Raw genomic sequence first — 16,647 nt, 5'->3', positions numbered from 1 at the left:
ACCGTGCGGGCGGTGATCCTGGCCCGCAGCACCCCACATGTGCACCATGAACGGCGGACGGAGAGAATTCGTGAGCGGAGAGAATTCGTGAGCAGAGAGCCGCGGGAGACCGGCACCGGTGACGGACAGGGCCACCGGTCCGACGGTGACGTGCTGACCTCTTCGAACGACGCGGGGGAATCCCGCCTGGCGGGGGCCTTCGAACACCACGACGTGACCCCGGAACAGCGGCAGCGCCGCAAGGTCCGTTCGCGCGCGTCCCTGGCCACGGCGATCGCGCTGTTCATCGCGGCTCTGGTCGTGGTCGTGGCCGTCCTGGGGTCCGCGTTCGGTCTGTTCGAACGCAAGGACTACCGCGGTTCCGGGGACCAGGACGTCACGTTCTCCGTGGCGGACGGCAGTTCCACGGGACAGATCGCCCAGGACCTGCAGACGCAGGACATCGTGGCCAACGCCTCCCACTTCGTCTCCACCTTCCAGCAGCGCTACCCAGAGCAGTTCATCCAGCCCGGGGAGTACCAGCTCAAGACCCGCATGAGCTCTGACGCCGCCATCGACGCTCTCATGGAACGGGGGGAGGCCACCCACTATGCGGCCATCCCCAAGACCCAGCGCAAGGGGGACACGTTCGCGGCCCTGAGCCAGGCCACCGGGATCGACAAGTCCGAGTTCGAGAAGCTCGCCACGGACAAGGCCAAGTTCGGCATCCCGGACCGCTTCCCCGACCTGGAGGGCTGGCTGCACCCGGGGGAGTACCACTTCCCGCTCGACGCCACCGCGGAGCAGATCCTGCAGGAAATGGTGGACCGCACCAAGGACACGCTGTCCAAGAACAACGTCCCCGAGGACCGCTGGTTCGAGGTGCTCACGATCGGCTCCATCGTGGAGTTCGAGGGCACGCCCCAGGTCTACCGTTCCGTCGCCGGGGCGATCGAGAACCGGATCAACAACCCGAACGGCGAGACCAGCGGCTTCATCCAGTCGGATGCCTCCGTGACCTACGGGCTCGGCAAGACCACCGTGCACCTTACTGACGAGGAGAAGCGGGACAAGTCCAATCCGTACAACACGTACGCGAACCCGGGCCTGCCCGTGGGTCCCATCGGGTCCCCGAGCGACGACGCGATCGCCGCAGCGGCGAACCCCGAGAAGAACGACTACTACTACTGGGTAACGGTGAACCTCGACACCGGTGAGACCAAGTTCTCCAAGACGTACGAGGAGCACCAGCGCTATGTGCAGGAGTACCAGCAGTGGTGCTCGGACAACCCCGGTAAGTGCTCCTGAGGGGCGCGCGATGACGCGATCCTCCGTGCGGGCCGCAGTGCTGGGGCACCCCGTGGGCCACTCTCTGTCCCCGGTGCTGCACGCGGCCGCCTACGAGGCCCTGGGGCTCACGGCGCACTACACGCGCCGGGACGTGCCCGTGGGCGAATGGGACACCTTCTGGGCGGACGCCCGGGCTGCGGGGGACTGGGGCGGGTTCTCGGTCACCATGCCCCTGAAACCCCTCGCCGCCCGAGACGCCGACCGGGTCACCCCGCTCGTGCGGGCGCTCGGCGTGGCCAACACACTCACGTTCGAGGACGACGGACGCGTGGTCGCGGACAACACAGATGTCATGGGCATCATGTCCGCCGTGAGCGCGGCCGGCGCGATCCCGGAGACCCCGCGCGCCGTCGTGCTCGGCGGAGGGGCCACCGCCAGCGCGGCCGTCGCGGCCCTGCACGGGCTCGGGGCCGAGACGGTGGACGTCTTCGTGCGGACACCCTCGCGCGCTCGGACCCTCGATGCCGTGGCGCGGGCGGTGGGCACCGAGGTGCGCACCGTGGCGTGGGAGTACGCCGCCGAGGCACTGCACACCGCGGACGTGGTCGTGGCGACCCTGCCCCCGCGCGGTGCGGACGAGCTCGCGTTGCAGTGGCGCGCCCAGGCGCCGTCGGTGTCCGGCGTGCTGCTCGACGCCGCGTACGACCCGTGGCCCTCACGGCTGGCGTCTGCATGGCAGGACGCGGGGGGCGCGATCGCCCCCGGTGTCGATATGCTGATCTTCCAGGCCGTGGATCAGGTCCGCTGGTTCACGCAGGGCGATCCCCTCGCGGCGATACCGCACGAGGACAGGGTGACCGCGGCCATGTGTCGCGCGGTGGGACGGCCCGAACGTGGCATCCCGCAGCGCGTGCGCATCGCGCAGGCCACACGACTCGCGCCGTGACCCGGCGCGCGTGCCGCCCGGGCCGGGGCGCACGACCGAGCGAAACGAATTGACCGCGGGGCGTGGACCCCGGGCGAGAACTGGAGTGTTTTGATGTTGCGTTGGCTCACGGCCGGGGAATCACACGGTGAGGCGCTCGTGGGGATCATCGAAGGTGTCCCCGCCGGTGTGGAACTGACCACCGGGATGATCCAGGACGCGCTGGCCCGGCGCCGGCTCGGGTACGGCCGCGGCGCCCGCATGAAATTCGAACAGGACCGTGTGCGCATCCTGGGCGGGGTCCGCCACGGGCTCACGCAGGGCGGGCCGGTCGCGATCGAGATCGCCAACACGGAGTGGCCCAAGTGGCAGGACGTCATGAGCTCCGACCCGGTAGATCCCGCGGTGCTCGAGGGCCGGGCCCGCAACGCGCCCCTGACCCGCCCGCGCCCCGGTCACGCGGACCTCACCGGCATGCAGAAGTACGACTTCGCCGAGGCCCGCCCCGTGCTCGAACGGGCGTCGGCCCGAGAGACGGCCACGCGCGTGGCGCTCGGTGTCGTGGCCTCCCAGGTCCTCGCGGCCCTCGGGGTGCGGCTCGTGTCCCACACGACCGCGATCGCGGAAGTGTCGGTGCCCGAGGGCGCCGCGCTGCCCGGCCCGGACGACGTCGCCGCGCTGGATGCCGACCCGCTGCGCTGCTTCGACGCCGGGACCTCCGAGGCCATGGTGGCCGCGGTGGACGAGGCGCACAAGGCGGGGGAAACCCTGGGCGGCGTCGTCGAGGTGCTCGCCGAGGGCCTGCCCCCGGGACTCGGCTCGTACGTGCACTGGGACCGACGCCTGGACGCGCGCCTGGCTGGGGCCCTGATGGGCATCCAGGCCATCAAGGGCGTGGAGGTCGGGGACGGGTTCCGTACCGCCGCGCGCCCGGGCTCCGCGGCCCACGACGAGACGCTGGCTGCCGACGGGACCGTGCACCGGGTCTCCAATCGCGCCGGCGGCATCGAGGGCGGCATGTCGATCGGTGACCTGTTGCGCGTGCGTGCCGCGATGAAGCCCATTGCCACGGTCCCGCGCTCGCTGCACACCGTGGACGTAGCCACGGGTGAACCCGCCCGCGCCCACCACCAACGCTCGGACGTGTGTGCGGTACCCGCGGCCGGCGTGGTGGCCGAGGCCATGGTCGCGCTCGTGCTCGCCCAGGCCGCCCTCGAGAAGTTCGGCGGCGACTCGATCACCGAGACGGTACGCAACAAGGACGCCTACCTCGCGAGGATCCCCGCCAACCTGCGCACGTCCCCCGAGCTCGCGGACCCCGCCGCGCTGGCCGCCCTGGACGAGGTGCGCGGGGACCTGGCGTGACGCGCCCCGCCCTGCCCGTGGTGCTGATCGGTCCCATGGCGGCGGGCAAGTCCCACGTGGCACAGCACCTCGCGGAGCACTACGGGTTGCCCCACGTGGACACCGATCGCGTGATCGAGTCCCGCTACGGACCCATCCCTCGGTTGTTCCGCGCCCGCGGGGAGGCCGAGTTCCGCCGGATCGAGGCGCAGGTCGTCGCCGAGTTGCTCGACGACCCCGACACTGCCGGGTGCGTGATTTCCCTGGGCGGGGGCGCACCCATGTCCCCGCTCGTGCAGCCGCTGCTGGCCGGGCACACGGTCGCATACCTGGAGGTGGACCTGGACACCGTCCGTTCGCGGATCAAGGGCAACACGACCCGCCCCATGCTCCAACCGGATCCCGAGGCCCGCTGGAGCCAGATCATGGCCGAGCGCCGCGAGACCTTCGAACGCCTCGCGACCATCCGGCTCGACGGCGCCGCGCCGCGCACCGTGGCGCAGATCGCCCGTGAGCTCTACCTCGCGCTGGGCGAACCGATCGCGCAGCCGCGCGGAAAGGAACACACCGCATGAGTGATCCCGTCAGCATCCCCGTCCACGGCGGTCCCGACAACCGCTACGACGTCCTCGTGGGCAACGGCCTGTTGGACCGCGTGCCCGAACTGCTGGGCGAGCGCGTCAAGAAGGTGCTCATCATCCACCCCCGCGCGCTGCGCGCCACGGGTGACGTGGTGCAGCAGAACCTCTCCGCCGTCGGGATCCAGAGCTTCGTGGCCGAGATCCCGGACGCTGAGGAGGGCAAGCGCGTGGAGGTCGCGGCGTTCTGCTGGCAGATCATGGGCCAGTCGGACTTCACGCGCACGGACGCCGTGGTCTCCGTGGGCGGCGGCGCCGTGACGGACCTCGCCGGTTTCGTGGCCGCCACGTGGTTGCGCGGGGTGCGCGTGATCCACCTGCCCACCACGCTGCTGGGCATGGTGGACGCCGCCGTGGGCGGGAAGACCGGGATCAACACCGCGGAGGGCAAGAACCTCGTGGGAGCATTCCACCCACCGGCCGCGGTCGTGTGCGATCTGGACTCGCTGCAGACCCTGCCGCAGAACGAGCTGCTCACGGGCATGGCTGAGGTCGTCAAGTGCGGGTTCATCGCGGACCCGCGCATCCTCGAGCTGATCCGGGAGAACCCGCAGGAGGTGCGGGACGCGGCGTCGCCCGTGGTGCGCGAGCTGATCGAGCGCGGGATCCGGGTCAAGGCCGAGGTCGTCTCCTCGGACCTGAAGGAATCCGGGCGGCGCGAATACCTTAACTACGGCCACACACTGGGGCACGCGATCGAGCACAACGAGCGTTACCAGTGGCGCCACGGCGCGGCGGTGTCGGTGGGCATGGTCTTCGCGGCGGAACTCGGGCGCGCGGCCGGGTCGTTGTCCGACGACGTCGTGAACGAGCACCGCGAGATCCTCACGTCCCTGGGGCTGCCCGTGACGTATCGCGCGGACCAGTGGCCCCGGTTGCTCGAGGTCATGAAGCGGGACAAGAAGACCCGCGGCAACCTGTTGCGCTTCGTGGTGCTGGACCGGATCGCCGCCCCGCGGATCATGGAGGTCCCGGACCCCGCGATCCTCTTCGCGTGCTACCAGGAGATCGCGGAGTGAGCCCGCGCGGACGGCACGGCGAGCGCCGTCGTCCGCGCCCCTGAGCACTGCTCGGCTGGCACGGCGAGCGGGCGCACGCGGTAGACTGGTCCGGCTCCACGCGCCCCGCCGCCGTGCGGCGACGTTCCCGACGAGAAAGTGACACCGTGGCAACCAGCAACGACATCAAGAACGGCACCATCCTCAAGCTCGACGGCAACCTCTGGCAGACCATCGAGTTCCAGCACGTCAAGCCCGGGAAGGGTGGCGCGTTCGTGCGCACCAAGCTGCGCAACGTGACCAGCGGCAAGGTGGTGGACAAGACGTTCAATGCCGGTGCCAAGATCGAGACCGCCACGGTGGATCGCAGCGAGTACCAGTACCTGTACCAGGACGGCGAGGACTACGTCTTCATGGACAACTCCACGTACGACCAGATCACGGTGCCGGCCGCCGTCGTGGGGGACGCCGCGAACTTCATGCTCGAGAACCAGAACGTGACCGTGGCCATGCACGAGGGCGCGCCCCTGTACATCGAGATGCCGCCGTCGGTCGTGCTCGAGATCACCTACACCGAGCCGGGTCTGCAGGGTGACCGCTCCACGGGCGGCACCAAGCCCGCCACGGTCGAGACCGGCTACCAGATCCAGGTCCCGCTGTTCCTCGAGCAGGGCACCAAGGTCAAGGTCGACACTCGCACCGGTGACTACCTGGGACGCGTCAACGAGTGAGCGGCGCCCGGAGCAAGGCCCGGATCCGCGCCGTCGAGATCCTGTTCGAGGCCGAACAACGTAACGAATCCGTCCGGGACGCCTTGGTGCGGCGGCGGGAGAACTCCTCCTCGCCCATCAACCCGTACACGGTGGACATCCTCGAGGGCGTCCACGACCGGCGCGAGGACATCGACGAGTTCCTGGAGACCTACTCCCAGGGCTGGGAGCTGGACCGGATGCCGGCGGTGGACCGCAACGTGCTGCGCGTGGGGGCATGGGAGCTGCTGTACAACTCGGAGATCCCGGACGGCGTGGCCGTCGCGGAGGCGGTGGCCGTGGCCCGGCAGCTGTCCACGGACGATTCGCCTCGCTTCGTCAACGGGCTGCTGGGGCGGCTGCAGAAGGTCAAGCCCTCCCTGCTCGACGACTGAACCCACCCCGGTCCGTGCTCGCCACGGGCCGGGGTTTTTCGTGTGGTAGCTTCGACTACGGATCGCACCCTTTAAGTCCGTCCGGTGAGGCGGGGAAGGAGGCGGCACGTGAGCGTGCCCGAACACGCCGAGCAGTCACCGCGGAGCATGACGTCCCGCGTAATTCTCTCGACACCCGACATCGACCGGGCCCTGTCCCGGATCGCCCACGAGATCCTCGAGTCCAACAAGGGCTCCCGGGGCCTCGTGCTGCTGGGGATCGCCCGTCGCGGCTACCCCTTGGCCCAGCGGTTGGCCGCCAAGCTCGAGCAGATCGACCCCGACTTCCACGCGCAACAGAGAACGGGTCAGCTCGACATCACGATGTACCGCGACGACCTGCGGCGTCATCCCGCGCGCACCCCGCAACCCACGGTGATCCCGGACTCCGGGATCGACGGGCGCACCCTGGTGCTCGTGGACGACGTCCTGTTCTCGGGGCGCACGATCCGCGCGGCCCTGGACGCCCTCGTGGACGTGGGACGCCCCAACGCGGTGCGCCTGGCCGTGCTCGTGGACCGTGGCCACCGCGAGCTGCCCATCCGCGCGGATCACGTGGGCAAGAACCTGCCCACGTCCTCCCACGAGAAGGTCCGCGTGCTGCTGCGCGAGTCCGATCCCCAGCCGCGCGTGAGGGGTCACGAGGACTGCGTGATCATCGACTCGCCGGTGGTCTCCGACGATGACGTCGCCCGCGCCCCCGGTACCGCCGGGAAGGGGCCGCGCGTATGAAGCACCTGCTGACGACCAACGAGCTGAGCTACCCCGAGGCAGTGCGGATCCTGGACACCGCGGACCAGATGGCCGCCGTGTCCTCGCGCTCGGTCAAGAAACTGCCCGCCCTGCGTGGGCGCACCGTGGTCAACCTGTTCTTCGAGGACTCCACGCGCACGCGGATCTCCTTCGAGACCGCGGCCAAACGGCTCAGCGCGGACGTGATCAACTTCTCCGCCAAGGGCTCCTCGGTGTCCAAGGGCGAGTCGCTCAAGGACACCGCACAGACGCTCATGGCCATGAGCGCGGACGCCGTGGTGATCCGCCACGCGTCCTCCGGCGCCCCGCAGCAGCTCGCGGACTCCGGGTGGATCGACGCCGCGGTGATCAACGCCGGGGACGGCAAGCACGCGCACCCCACCCAGGCCCTGCTCGACGCCATGACCCTGCGCCGCGTGCGCTCGCGGGCCACGGGCATGGCGAGCACCGGGATGGACCTCGAAGGAATGCACGTGGTGATCGTGGGGGACGTGCTGCACTCCCGCGTGGCCCGCTCCAACGTGTGGTTGCTCACGACCCTGGGCGCACGCGTCACGCTCGTGGCCCCGCCCACCCTGGTTCCCGTGGCCATGGACGACTGGCCGTGCGAGGTCGGCTACGACCTGGACGCCGTGCTGGCCGAGGCGCCGGACGCCGTGATGATGCTGCGGTTGCAGCGTGAGCGCATGAACGCCGCGTTCTTCCCGAGCGAGGCCGAGTACACGCGAGGCTGGGGGCTCACATCCCAGCGCGTGCAGCGCCTCGAGCACATGGGTGCGCCCACGGTGTTCATGCACCCCGGGCCCATGAACCGCGGCCTGGAAATTTCCTCAGAGGCCGCCGACTCCCCGCGCTCCACCGTGTTGGAGCAGGTGGCCAACGGTGTGGCCGTGCGGATGGCCGTGTTGTTCCTATTGCTCTCCGGCGACGAGAGCTCCCCGTACCCGAGCGAGAACTGAGGTGGCCCGCATGAGCTCCTACCTGATCAGCAACGCCCGCCCCGAGGGCGGTGAGCCCGCGGACCTGTTGCTCACGGACGGGGTGATCGCCGCCGTGGGGCCCGTGGGCACCCTGGACGTGCCCGAGGGCACGGACGTGATCGACGCCGCCGGCGCCGTGGCCCTTCCGGGTCTCGTGGACATGCACACCCACCTGCGCGAACCGGGTCACGAGGACGCGGAGACCGTGGAGACCGGAACGCGTGCGGCGGCCCGCGGCGGGTTCACCGCGGTGTTCGCGATGGCCAACTCCCACCCCGTGGCGGACACCGCCGGCGTGGTTGAGCAGGTGTGGCAGCTGGGCCGCGACGCTGGGTGGTGCGACGTCCACCCCGTGGGCGCGGTCACGGTGGGGCTCGGGGGCACGCAGCTGTCCGAGATCCGCGCGATGGCGGAGTCCCGCGCGGGTGTACGGATGTTCTCCGACGACGGCAAGTGCGTCCACGACCCCGTTCTGATGCGCCGGGCCCTCGAGTACGTCAAGTCCTTCGGGGGGATCATCGCCCAGCACGCCCAGGAACCGCGCCTGACCGAGGGCGCCCAGATGAACGAGGGCGCGGTCTCCGCTGACCTCGGTCTCACGGGCTGGCCCGCGGTGGCCGAGGAGGCGATCATCGCCCGGGACGTGCTGCTGACCCAGCACGTGGACTCCCGCCTGCACATCTGCCACCTCTCCACCAAGGGGTCCGTGGACATCGTGCGCTGGGCCAAGGAGCGCGGCGTGGCCGTGACCGCGGAGGTCACCCCGCACCACCTGTTGCTCACCGACGAACTCGTGCGCACCTTCGACCCCGTCTACAAGGTCAACCCGCCGCTGCGCACGGACGACGACGTCCAGGCCCTGCGCCGTGCCGTGGCCGAGGGCACGATCGACGTGATCGGCACGGACCACGCCCCGCACACCGCGGAGGACAAGGAATGCGAGTGGAGCTGCGCGGCCCACGGTATGACGGGTCTGGAGACCGCCCTCGCGGTGGTCCAGTCGACCCTCGTGGACACCGGGTTGATCGGGTGGGAGCGCGTGGCGCAGATCATGTCCCGCACCCCCGCCCGGATCCTGGGCCTGACCGACCAGGGCCAGGAACTGGCCCCCGGGGCCACCGCGAACATCGTGCTGTGGGACCCCAGCGGGCAGACCCCCGTGGATCCCACGATCCACGCGTCCAAGGGCCGCAATAGTCCGTACCGGGGGATGACCCTGCCCGGCGGTGTGCGCGCCACGTTCTACCGCGGTCACCCCGTGGTGCGTAACGGCGAACCCGCCACGCCGCTGACCCGCTGACCACCCCCACGAAAGGCCGCCCATGTCGGACAAGCTCGTACCCACCCTGTTGACCATCCTGATCGTCGTGGTGCTCTTCGCCCTGATCCGGTGGGGTTGGCGGGGTCGGGTGCGACGCCAGGCGGGCTTGGCCGCGCCGGCCCAGGCGCCCCGGGACCTGCTGCAGCGGGCCACCGCGCGCGTGGACGGGATGTACGTGGTCACCACCTACACCGCCCAACCGCTCGAACGTATCGCGGGGCATGACCTGGGGGTGCGCACGAACGCGGAGGCGATCGTGGCCCCGGACGGTGTGTTCCTCAACCGCCAGGGCGCCCCGGACGTGTTCATTCCACGGGCGGATCTGCGCGCGGTGTCCACCGCGTCCGGGATGGTCGGCAAGTTCGTGGAACGCGACGGACTCGTGGTGCTGACCTGGGACCTCGGGGACACCCGCGTGGACACCGGCTTCCGCGCGCGCACCGGTGAGGGATCCCGGCAACTGGAGGACGCGGCGTCGGCCCTGCTGGACGCCTGAGAACCGAATTCCCGGGAGCCCTCACGCTCCCGGCACGCTCAACGAAAGGAGTTCGCCATGAACTCACCACGCATCGAACCGGCCGTCATGGTCCTCGAGGACGGCACGGTGTTCGAGGGCCGCGCCTGGGGTGCCCCCGGGACGGCCTTCGGCGAAGCGGTCTTCGCGACCGGGATGACCGGCTACCAGGAGACCCTGACCGACCCCTCGTACGCGGGGCAGATCGTGATCCAGACCGCCCCGCACATCGGCAACACGGGCGTGAACCTGGACGACATGGAATCCCGCAAGATCTGGGTCAACGGCTTCGTGGTGCGTGACCCCGCCCGCCGGCCCTCCAACTGGCGCAGCGAGCGCAGCCTGGACGACGAGCTCGCCGAACAGGGCATCACCGGGATCCAGGGCGTGGACACCCGCGCGCTGACCCGCCACCTGCGCGACAAGGGTGCGATGCGCGCCGGGATCTTCTCCGGCGATCAGGCCGGTGAGCCCGTGGCCCAGCTCGTGCAGCGGGTCACCGAGCAGCCGGGGATGGCGGGCCGCGCGCTCGCCGAGCACGTGAGCACGGACGAGACCTACGTGGTGGAGCCGCGCGAGCACGGCTGGGACGCCCCGGTGCGCCACGAGGTGGTCGCGGTGGACCTGGGGATCAAGTCCATGACCCCGCAGCGCCTGGCCGAACGCGGGGTACGTGTGCACGTGGTGCCCGCGGACGTGAGCTTTGAGCAGGTGCAGGCGCTGCACCCGGACGGCGTGTTCTTCTCGAACGGCCCGGGGGACCCGGCCACCGCGGACGAGCAGGTGGCCCTGCTGCGCCGCGTGCTGGACGAGGGCATCCCGTTCTTCGGGATCTGCTTCGGTAACCAGCTGCTCGGCCGCGCGCTGGGCTTCGGGACGTACAAGCTCACGTTCGGCCACCGCGGGATCAACCAGCCGGTCATGGACCTCGCCACGGGCACGGTGGAGATCACCTCCCAGAACCACGGCTTTGCGGTGGACGCGCCCGTGGGGGAGCCCGTGACCGCGCCCGAGTCACGCTACGGGCGGGTCAGCGTGTCCCACGTGGGGCTCAACGACGACGTCGTGGAAGGACTGCGCTGCGAGGACATCCCCGCGTTCTCGGTGCAGTACCACCCCGAGGCCGCCGCGGGTCCGCACGACTCCGCCTACCTCTTCGACCGCTTTATCGACATGATGGACCGGGCCGGTCAGAGCCCCGATTCGGAAGCAGGAGACAAGTAATGCCCCGCAGGCAAGACCTCAACAGCGTCCTGGTGATCGGCTCCGGTCCCATCGTGATCGGGCAGGCCGCCGAGTTCGACTACTCCGGGACCCAGGCCCTGCGCGTGCTCAAGGATGAGGGGCTGCGCGTGATCCTGGTCAACTCCAACCCGGCCACGATCATGACCGATCCCGAGTTCGCGGACGCCACCTACGTGGAACCCATCACCCCGGAGACGGTCGAGAAGATCATCGCGAAGGAACGTCCCGACGCCGTGCTGCCCACCCTGGGCGGGCAGACCGCGCTGAACACGGCCCTGGCCCTGGACGCCAACGATGTGCTCGAGAAGTACGACGTCGAGCTGATCGGCGCGGACGTGGACGCGATCAACCTGGGCGAGGACCGCGAGGCCTTCAAGGGCGTCGTCGAACGCTGCGGCGCGGAATCCGCGCGCTCCATCATCGTGCACTCCATGGACGAGGCGCTCGTCGCCGCCGAGAAGCTCGGTTACCCCATGGTCGTGCGCCCGTCCTTCACGATGGGCGGACTGGGCTCGGGTCTCGCGTACGACGAGACCGATCTGCACCGCATCGCCGGCGCCGGGATCCAGTACTCACCCACCTCGGAGGTGCTCCTCGAGGAGTCCATCCTGGGGTGGAAGGAGTACGAGCTCGAGATGATGCGCGACGCCAACGACAACGTGGTGGTCGTGTGCTCGATCGAGAACGTGGACCCGGTAGGCGTGCACACGGGCGATTCGATCACCGTGGCCCCGGCCCTGACCCTGACCGACCGCGAGTACCAGCGCATGCGTGACATCGCGATCGCCGTGATCCGTGAAGTGGGCGTGGACACAGGCGGGTGCAACATCCAGTTCGCGGTGGAACCCGCGACCGGGCGGATCGTGGTCATCGAGATGAACCCGCGCGTCTCGCGTTCCTCGGCGCTCGCGTCCAAGGCCACGGGCTTCCCGATCGCCAAGATCGCGACCAAGCTGTCCCTGGGGTACACGCTCGACGAGATCCCCAACGACATCACGCAGAAGACCCCCGCGAGCTTCGAGCCCACCCTGGACTACGTGGTCGTGAAGGTCCCGCGCTTCGCGTTCGAGAAGTTCCCGGCCGCGGACCCCACGCTGACTACGACCATGAAGTCGGTGGGCGAGGCCATGGCGATCGGGCGCAACTTCACCGAGGCGCTGCAGAAGGCCATGCGCTCGCTCGAGCAGAAGGGTTCGTCCTTCAGCTTCGCCCGCCCGGCCGTGGAGCCCGGGCCCAACACGGTGGCCCGGCTCGTGGAGACGTGCCGCGAGACCACCACCCACCGGTTGCGCAACGTGCAGCAGGCCCTTCTCGCGGGTGCGAGCGTGGAACAGGTCTTCGAGGCCACGGCGATCGACCCGTGGTTCCTGGACCAGATCCAGTTGCTCAACGAGACCGCGGACCTGGTGCGCGCGGACCCGGACCTGCGCCCGGTCACGCTGCGGGAGGCCAAGCGCCACGGCTTCTCCGACGCCCAGATCGGTGAGCTGGTCCACCTCGAGGAATCGGTGGTGCGCGGGGTGCGCCACGCGCTGGACATCCGCCCCGTCTACAAGACCGTGGACACGTGCGCCGCCGAGTTCGAGGCGTTCACCCCGTACCACTACTCGAGCTACGACCGCGAAACGGAGGTGGCCCCGCACGAGAAGCCTTCGGTCATGATCCTGGGTTCCGGGCCCAACCGGATCGGGCAGGGGATCGAATTCGACTACTCGTGCGTGCACGCGTCCATGGTGTTGCGCGAGGCCGGGTACGAGACCGTGATGCTCAACTGCAACCCGGAGACCGTTTCGACCGACTACGACATCTCCACGAGGCTGTACTTCGAACCGCTCACGTTCGAGGACGTCATGGAGGTCGTGGAGGCCGAGCGCCGCTCGGGTGGGCTGCTCGGTGTCTTCGTGCAGCTCGGCGGTCAGACCCCGCTCAAGCTCGCGGCGGACCTCAAGGCCGCGGGCGTGCCGATCCTCGGGACGACCCCCGAGGCGATCGACCTGGCCGAGGACCGCGGGGAGTTCGCGCGCGTGCTCACTGAGGCGGGGTTGCGCCAGCCCAAGAACGGCACGGCCCACACCTTCGAGCAGGCCAGCCGGATCGCCCACGAGATCGGCTACCCCGTGCTGGTGCGCCCGTCCTACGTGCTCGGTGGGCGCGGGATGGAGATCGTCTACGACGAGGCGTCCCTGAAGTCCTACCTCGAGAACGCGACCGAGGTCAGCCCGAGCCGCCCGGCCCTGATCGACAAGTTCCTCGAGGACGCGATCGAGATCGACGTGGACGCGCTCTACGACGGCAAGGACTGCTACGTGGGCGGGATCATGGAGCACATCGAGGAGGCCGGGATCCACTCCGGTGACTCCGCGTGCGTACTGCCCCCCATCACCCTGGGCCCGGACGTGATCTCCCGCGTGCGCGAGGCCACCGAAGCCATTGCGCGCGGCGTGGGCGTGAGGGGTCTGATCAACCTGCAGTTCGCTCTCGCCTCGGATGTGCTCTACGTGATCGAGGCCAACCCGCGGGCCTCGCGCACGGTGCCGTTCGTGTCCAAGGCCACGGGCGTGCAGATGGCCAAGGCCGCCGCGCTGATCGGCACCGGGCGCACCGTGGCCGAGCTGCGCGAGCAGGGGATGCTCCCCGCGGACTACGACGGCACGACCCTGCCCGAGCAGACCCCCACCGCGGTCAAGGAGGTCGTGCTGCCGTTCGCGCGCTTCCGCACCCCGGAGGGCACCGTGGTGGACTCCCTGCTGGGCCCCGAGATGCGCTCCACGGGTGAGGTCATGGGCATCGACCGTTACTTCGACACTGCGTTCGCCAAGGCGCAGGCCGCCGCGGGCGGGCCGCTGCCCACGTCCGGACGGTTGTTCGTCTCGGTCGCCAACAAGGACAAGCGCTCCGCGGTGATCCCCGTGAAGATGTTCGCGGACCTGGGCTTCGAGATCGTCTCCACGGGCGGCACGGCCCAGGTGCTGCGGCGCAACGGCATCGAGTCCACGGTCGTGGCCAAGATCGCCGACGCCGACGACGGGTCCCCCTCGGTCGCGGACCTGATCACGGACGGGAAGATCGACCTGATCTTCAACACGCCCTCCGGCGGTCAGCAGGCCCGCGGCGACGGGTACCAGATCCGTGCGGCGGCCACGTCCGTGGGTGTGCCCACCATGACCACGGTCTCGGAGCTCGGTGCCGCGCTGCAGGCGATCACCGCGCAGCGGCAGTACTCGTGGTCCGTGACGTCCCTGCAGGAGCACGAGCAGAAGCTGCGGGAGCAGGTCGCCGCGGGGAACACCCGTGGCTGAGTCCGAGCGTGTTCCCTTCGGGGCCCGCCTCGAACGGGCGATGACCGTTGCGGGTCCGCTGTGCGTGGGGATCGACCCCCACCCCTCCTTGCTGGACGCGTGGCATCTGCCCGCCACGGCGCAGGGCCTCGAGCGCTTCGCGCTGGGCGTCCTCGAAGCCGCAGCGGAGCGGTGCGCGGCCGTGAAACCGCAGGTTGCCCTGTTCGAGGCGTACGGTTCCGCGGGCTTCGCGGTGCTTGAGCGCGTCCTGCGGGAGTCCCGCGAGGCCGGGCTGCTGAGCATCGCGGACGCCAAGCGCGGGGACATCGGTTCCACCATGGCGGCCTACGCGAGCGCGTGGCTCTCCGACGACTCGCCCCTCGCGGCCGACGCCGTGACGCTGAGTCCCTACCTCGGCTTCGAGTCCCTGCGTCCGGCACTGGACCTCGCGCGTGAGACCGGGCGCGGGGCGTTCGTGCTCGCGCTGACCTCCAACCCGGAGGGCGCGTCCGTCCAGCACGTGGGCGGCACCGGGTCCGTGGCCGGGTCCGTCCTGGCCGCGATCGCCCGGGAAAACGCGACGGCGCAGCCCCGGCCGGGCACGGCGTCGTCGTCCCCGAAAGGTTCGACGGCGCCGTCGGACGGCGCCACCGCGGCGGCCGTTCGCGGTGTCACCGGAGCGAATACGGGGGCCGGGAACAATCGTGATGAAATCGTGACGTCACCGTCCGAGGCCACCCTGGGCTCGTGCGGAGCGGTGATCGGGGCGACCGTGGGGGAGGCCCTGGCATCCCTGGACATCGATCTGAGCACTCTGAACGGGCCGATCCTGGCCCCCGGTTACGGTGCCCAGGGCGCGGACGCCGCGGCCGTGGCCACGGTCTTTGAGCACGTCAGGCCCACAGTGCTCGCGAACTCCTCGCGAGGTGTGCTGCGTCACGGTCCCGACGTCCCCGCGCTGCGGGACGCCATCGACCGCAGCACCGAGGAGCTGCGCACGCACCTCCACCTCTCCTGAGACCTCCGAGAACGCCCCCGGCGACGGCTCGAAAGGCCACGTCAGGGGGCGTTCATCGTGTTTACGGGGGCAAACGCGTCCGGTACTTTCAGGGGGGCGGCTTGCGTGCGTCCCCCCATCAGGCGCTCGGCCGAGCCGCTGTCACACGAGGAGGAGAGCTGGGTATGGCATTGCGGCCACTGACGGACGAAGAGCGCGCACGCGCGCGCGAGAAAGCCACGGCGGCGCGGACCGCGCGGGCGGAGATTAAGAAGGGACTGCGGGACGGGTCGATCACCGTGGCACAAGTGCTGCGCAGGGGCGAGGAGGACGAAGCCGTCAGCCGCCTCAAGGTCACCGAACTGCTCGAGGCCACCCCCGGGATCGGGAAGGTGCGCTCGGCGGCGATCATGGAGCAGATCGGGATCGCACCCACCCGCCGGGTGCGTGGCCTGGGTCAGCACCAGCGCAAGGCGCTCGTGGACTACCTGGACCGCTGAACCCTGGTCCTCGATCCGCACGATCCCGGGCGCAACCACTAGGACCCGCGGTTGATACAGTGACGGGCGAGCTGACCGCTCGCCCGTCACCGTCTTCTCCCGGAGGTATCCGTGCGTCCCACACCCACCGTGACCGTTCTGGCCGGCCCCACGGCCGTGGGCAAAGGAACGGTGTCCACCTATATCCGGGACCACTACCCGCAGGTGTGGTTGTCCGTCTCGGCCACCACGCGTGCGCCGCGGCCCGGCGAGGTGGAGGGCGTGCACTACTTCTTCGTCAGCGACGCCGAGTTCGACGACATGATCGATCGCCACGACCTGCTCGAATGGGCGGTCGTGCACAACCTCAACCGGTACGGCACACCGCGCCACAAAGTGGAGGAAGCGCTCGCGGCCGGGCGCAGCGTCCTGCTTGAGATCGACCTGCAGGGAGCGCGCAGCGTGCGCCAGGCCATGCCGGACGCCCAGTTCGTGTTCCTGGCCCCGCCGAGCTGGGAGGAAATGGTGCACCGGCTCGTGGGCCGGGGCACCGAGACCCCCGAGCAACAGCAGCGTCGGCTGGAAACGGCTAAACTGGAACTCGCGGCGCAATCAGAGTTTGATCACACCGTCGTCAACGACACGGTGGAACGCGCCGCCGCCGAACTCGTGGCCCTCATGGGGTTGCCGAGCACATCGCACCGTTGAGGCGGTCACCCGCCC

The 16,647-nt window shown here is 69.9% G+C and carries 16 protein-coding genes; all 16 read left to right on the top strand.

The window, feature by feature from the left end; translation table 11 throughout:
• The first annotated feature begins 87 nt into the window (after nucleotides 1–87).
• Entirely contained in the window at nucleotides 88–1,287 is a 1,200-nt protein-coding gene (mltG, locus tag HBK84_RS07060) for an endolytic transglycosylase MltG (protein WP_167318535.1), read from the top strand.
• A gap of 10 nt (nucleotides 1,288–1,297) precedes the next feature.
• The gene (locus HBK84_RS07055; protein ID WP_167318534.1) at nucleotides 1,298–2,215 is read left to right on the top strand and encodes a shikimate dehydrogenase; all 918 of its coding nucleotides are present in this window, start codon (nucleotides 1,298–1,300) and stop codon (nucleotides 2,213–2,215) included.
• A gap of 93 nt (nucleotides 2,216–2,308) precedes the next feature.
• Nucleotides 2,309–3,559, top strand: coding sequence for a chorismate synthase (gene aroC, locus HBK84_RS07050; protein ID WP_064845885.1), 1,251 nt, complete (start codon nucleotides 2,309–2,311; stop codon nucleotides 3,557–3,559).
• On the top strand, nucleotides 3,556–4,113 hold the full coding sequence (locus HBK84_RS07045) for a shikimate kinase (RefSeq protein WP_131332979.1): 558 nt from the start codon (nucleotides 3,556–3,558) through the stop codon (nucleotides 4,111–4,113). Before aroC ends, HBK84_RS07045 begins: the two co-directional genes overlap by 4 nt.
• The gene (gene aroB, locus HBK84_RS07040; protein WP_167318533.1) at nucleotides 4,110–5,195 is read left to right on the top strand and encodes a 3-dehydroquinate synthase; all 1,086 of its coding nucleotides are present in this window, start codon (nucleotides 4,110–4,112) and stop codon (nucleotides 5,193–5,195) included. The genes HBK84_RS07045 and aroB overlap by 4 nt, the downstream gene beginning before the upstream one ends.
• Before the next feature lie 146 nt (nucleotides 5,196–5,341).
• Nucleotides 5,342–5,905 carry an elongation factor P gene (efp, locus tag HBK84_RS07035; protein WP_064845882.1) on the top strand — a complete coding sequence of 188 codons (564 nt, stop codon included), beginning with the start codon at nucleotides 5,342–5,344 and terminating at the stop codon, nucleotides 5,903–5,905.
• A complete protein-coding gene (gene nusB, locus HBK84_RS07030) occupies nucleotides 5,902–6,318 on the top strand; it encodes a transcription antitermination factor NusB (protein ID WP_064845881.1) in 417 nt (138 codons plus the stop codon). Before efp ends, nusB begins: the two co-directional genes overlap by 4 nt.
• Nucleotides 6,319–6,426: 108 nt before the next feature.
• Nucleotides 6,427–7,089 (top strand): bifunctional pyr operon transcriptional regulator/uracil phosphoribosyltransferase PyrR, encoded by a 663-nt coding sequence (gene pyrR, locus HBK84_RS07025; RefSeq protein WP_167318532.1) that lies wholly within the window; start codon nucleotides 6,427–6,429, stop codon nucleotides 7,087–7,089.
• A complete protein-coding gene (locus HBK84_RS07020; protein ID WP_064845879.1) occupies nucleotides 7,086–8,069 on the top strand; it encodes an aspartate carbamoyltransferase catalytic subunit in 984 nt (327 codons plus the stop codon). Before pyrR ends, HBK84_RS07020 begins: the two co-directional genes overlap by 4 nt.
• 10 nt (nucleotides 8,070–8,079) lie before the next feature.
• Nucleotides 8,080–9,390, top strand: a complete 1,311-nt coding sequence (locus tag HBK84_RS07015; RefSeq protein ID WP_167318531.1) for a dihydroorotase — start codon at nucleotides 8,080–8,082, stop codon at nucleotides 9,388–9,390.
• A gap of 22 nt (nucleotides 9,391–9,412) precedes the next feature.
• On the top strand, nucleotides 9,413–9,907 hold the full coding sequence (locus HBK84_RS07010; protein ID WP_064845878.1) for a hypothetical protein: 495 nt from the start codon (nucleotides 9,413–9,415) through the stop codon (nucleotides 9,905–9,907).
• A gap of 57 nt (nucleotides 9,908–9,964) precedes the next feature.
• Nucleotides 9,965–11,149 (top strand): glutamine-hydrolyzing carbamoyl-phosphate synthase small subunit, encoded by a 1,185-nt coding sequence (gene carA, locus HBK84_RS07005; protein WP_167318530.1) that lies wholly within the window; start codon nucleotides 9,965–9,967, stop codon nucleotides 11,147–11,149.
• Nucleotides 11,149–14,469 carry a carbamoyl-phosphate synthase large subunit gene (gene carB / locus HBK84_RS07000; RefSeq protein WP_167318529.1) on the top strand — a complete coding sequence of 1,107 codons (3,321 nt, stop codon included), beginning with the start codon at nucleotides 11,149–11,151 and terminating at the stop codon, nucleotides 14,467–14,469. Before carA ends, carB begins: the two co-directional genes overlap by 1 nt.
• A 40-nt stretch (nucleotides 14,470–14,509) precedes the next feature.
• Entirely contained in the window at nucleotides 14,510–15,466 is a 957-nt protein-coding gene (pyrF, locus tag HBK84_RS06995) for an orotidine-5'-phosphate decarboxylase (protein ID WP_206069217.1), read from the top strand.
• A gap of 164 nt (nucleotides 15,467–15,630) precedes the next feature.
• On the top strand, nucleotides 15,631–15,945 hold the full coding sequence (gene mihF / locus HBK84_RS06990) for an integration host factor, actinobacterial type (protein ID WP_035961833.1): 315 nt from the start codon (nucleotides 15,631–15,633) through the stop codon (nucleotides 15,943–15,945).
• Between the two features lie 111 nt (nucleotides 15,946–16,056).
• Nucleotides 16,057–16,632 carry a guanylate kinase gene (gene gmk / locus HBK84_RS06985; protein WP_064845874.1) on the top strand — a complete coding sequence of 192 codons (576 nt, stop codon included), beginning with the start codon at nucleotides 16,057–16,059 and terminating at the stop codon, nucleotides 16,630–16,632.
• Nucleotides 16,633–16,647: the final 15 nt, after the last annotated feature.

Origin of the sequence: Kocuria sp. KD4 (assembly GCF_011769905.1) — a bacterium.
Classification (GTDB): Bacteria; Actinomycetota; Actinomycetes; order Actinomycetales; family Micrococcaceae; genus Kocuria; species Kocuria marina.
Note: the sequence above shows the minus strand (reverse complement) of the source record. Positions and strands in the feature narration are given on the sequence as shown.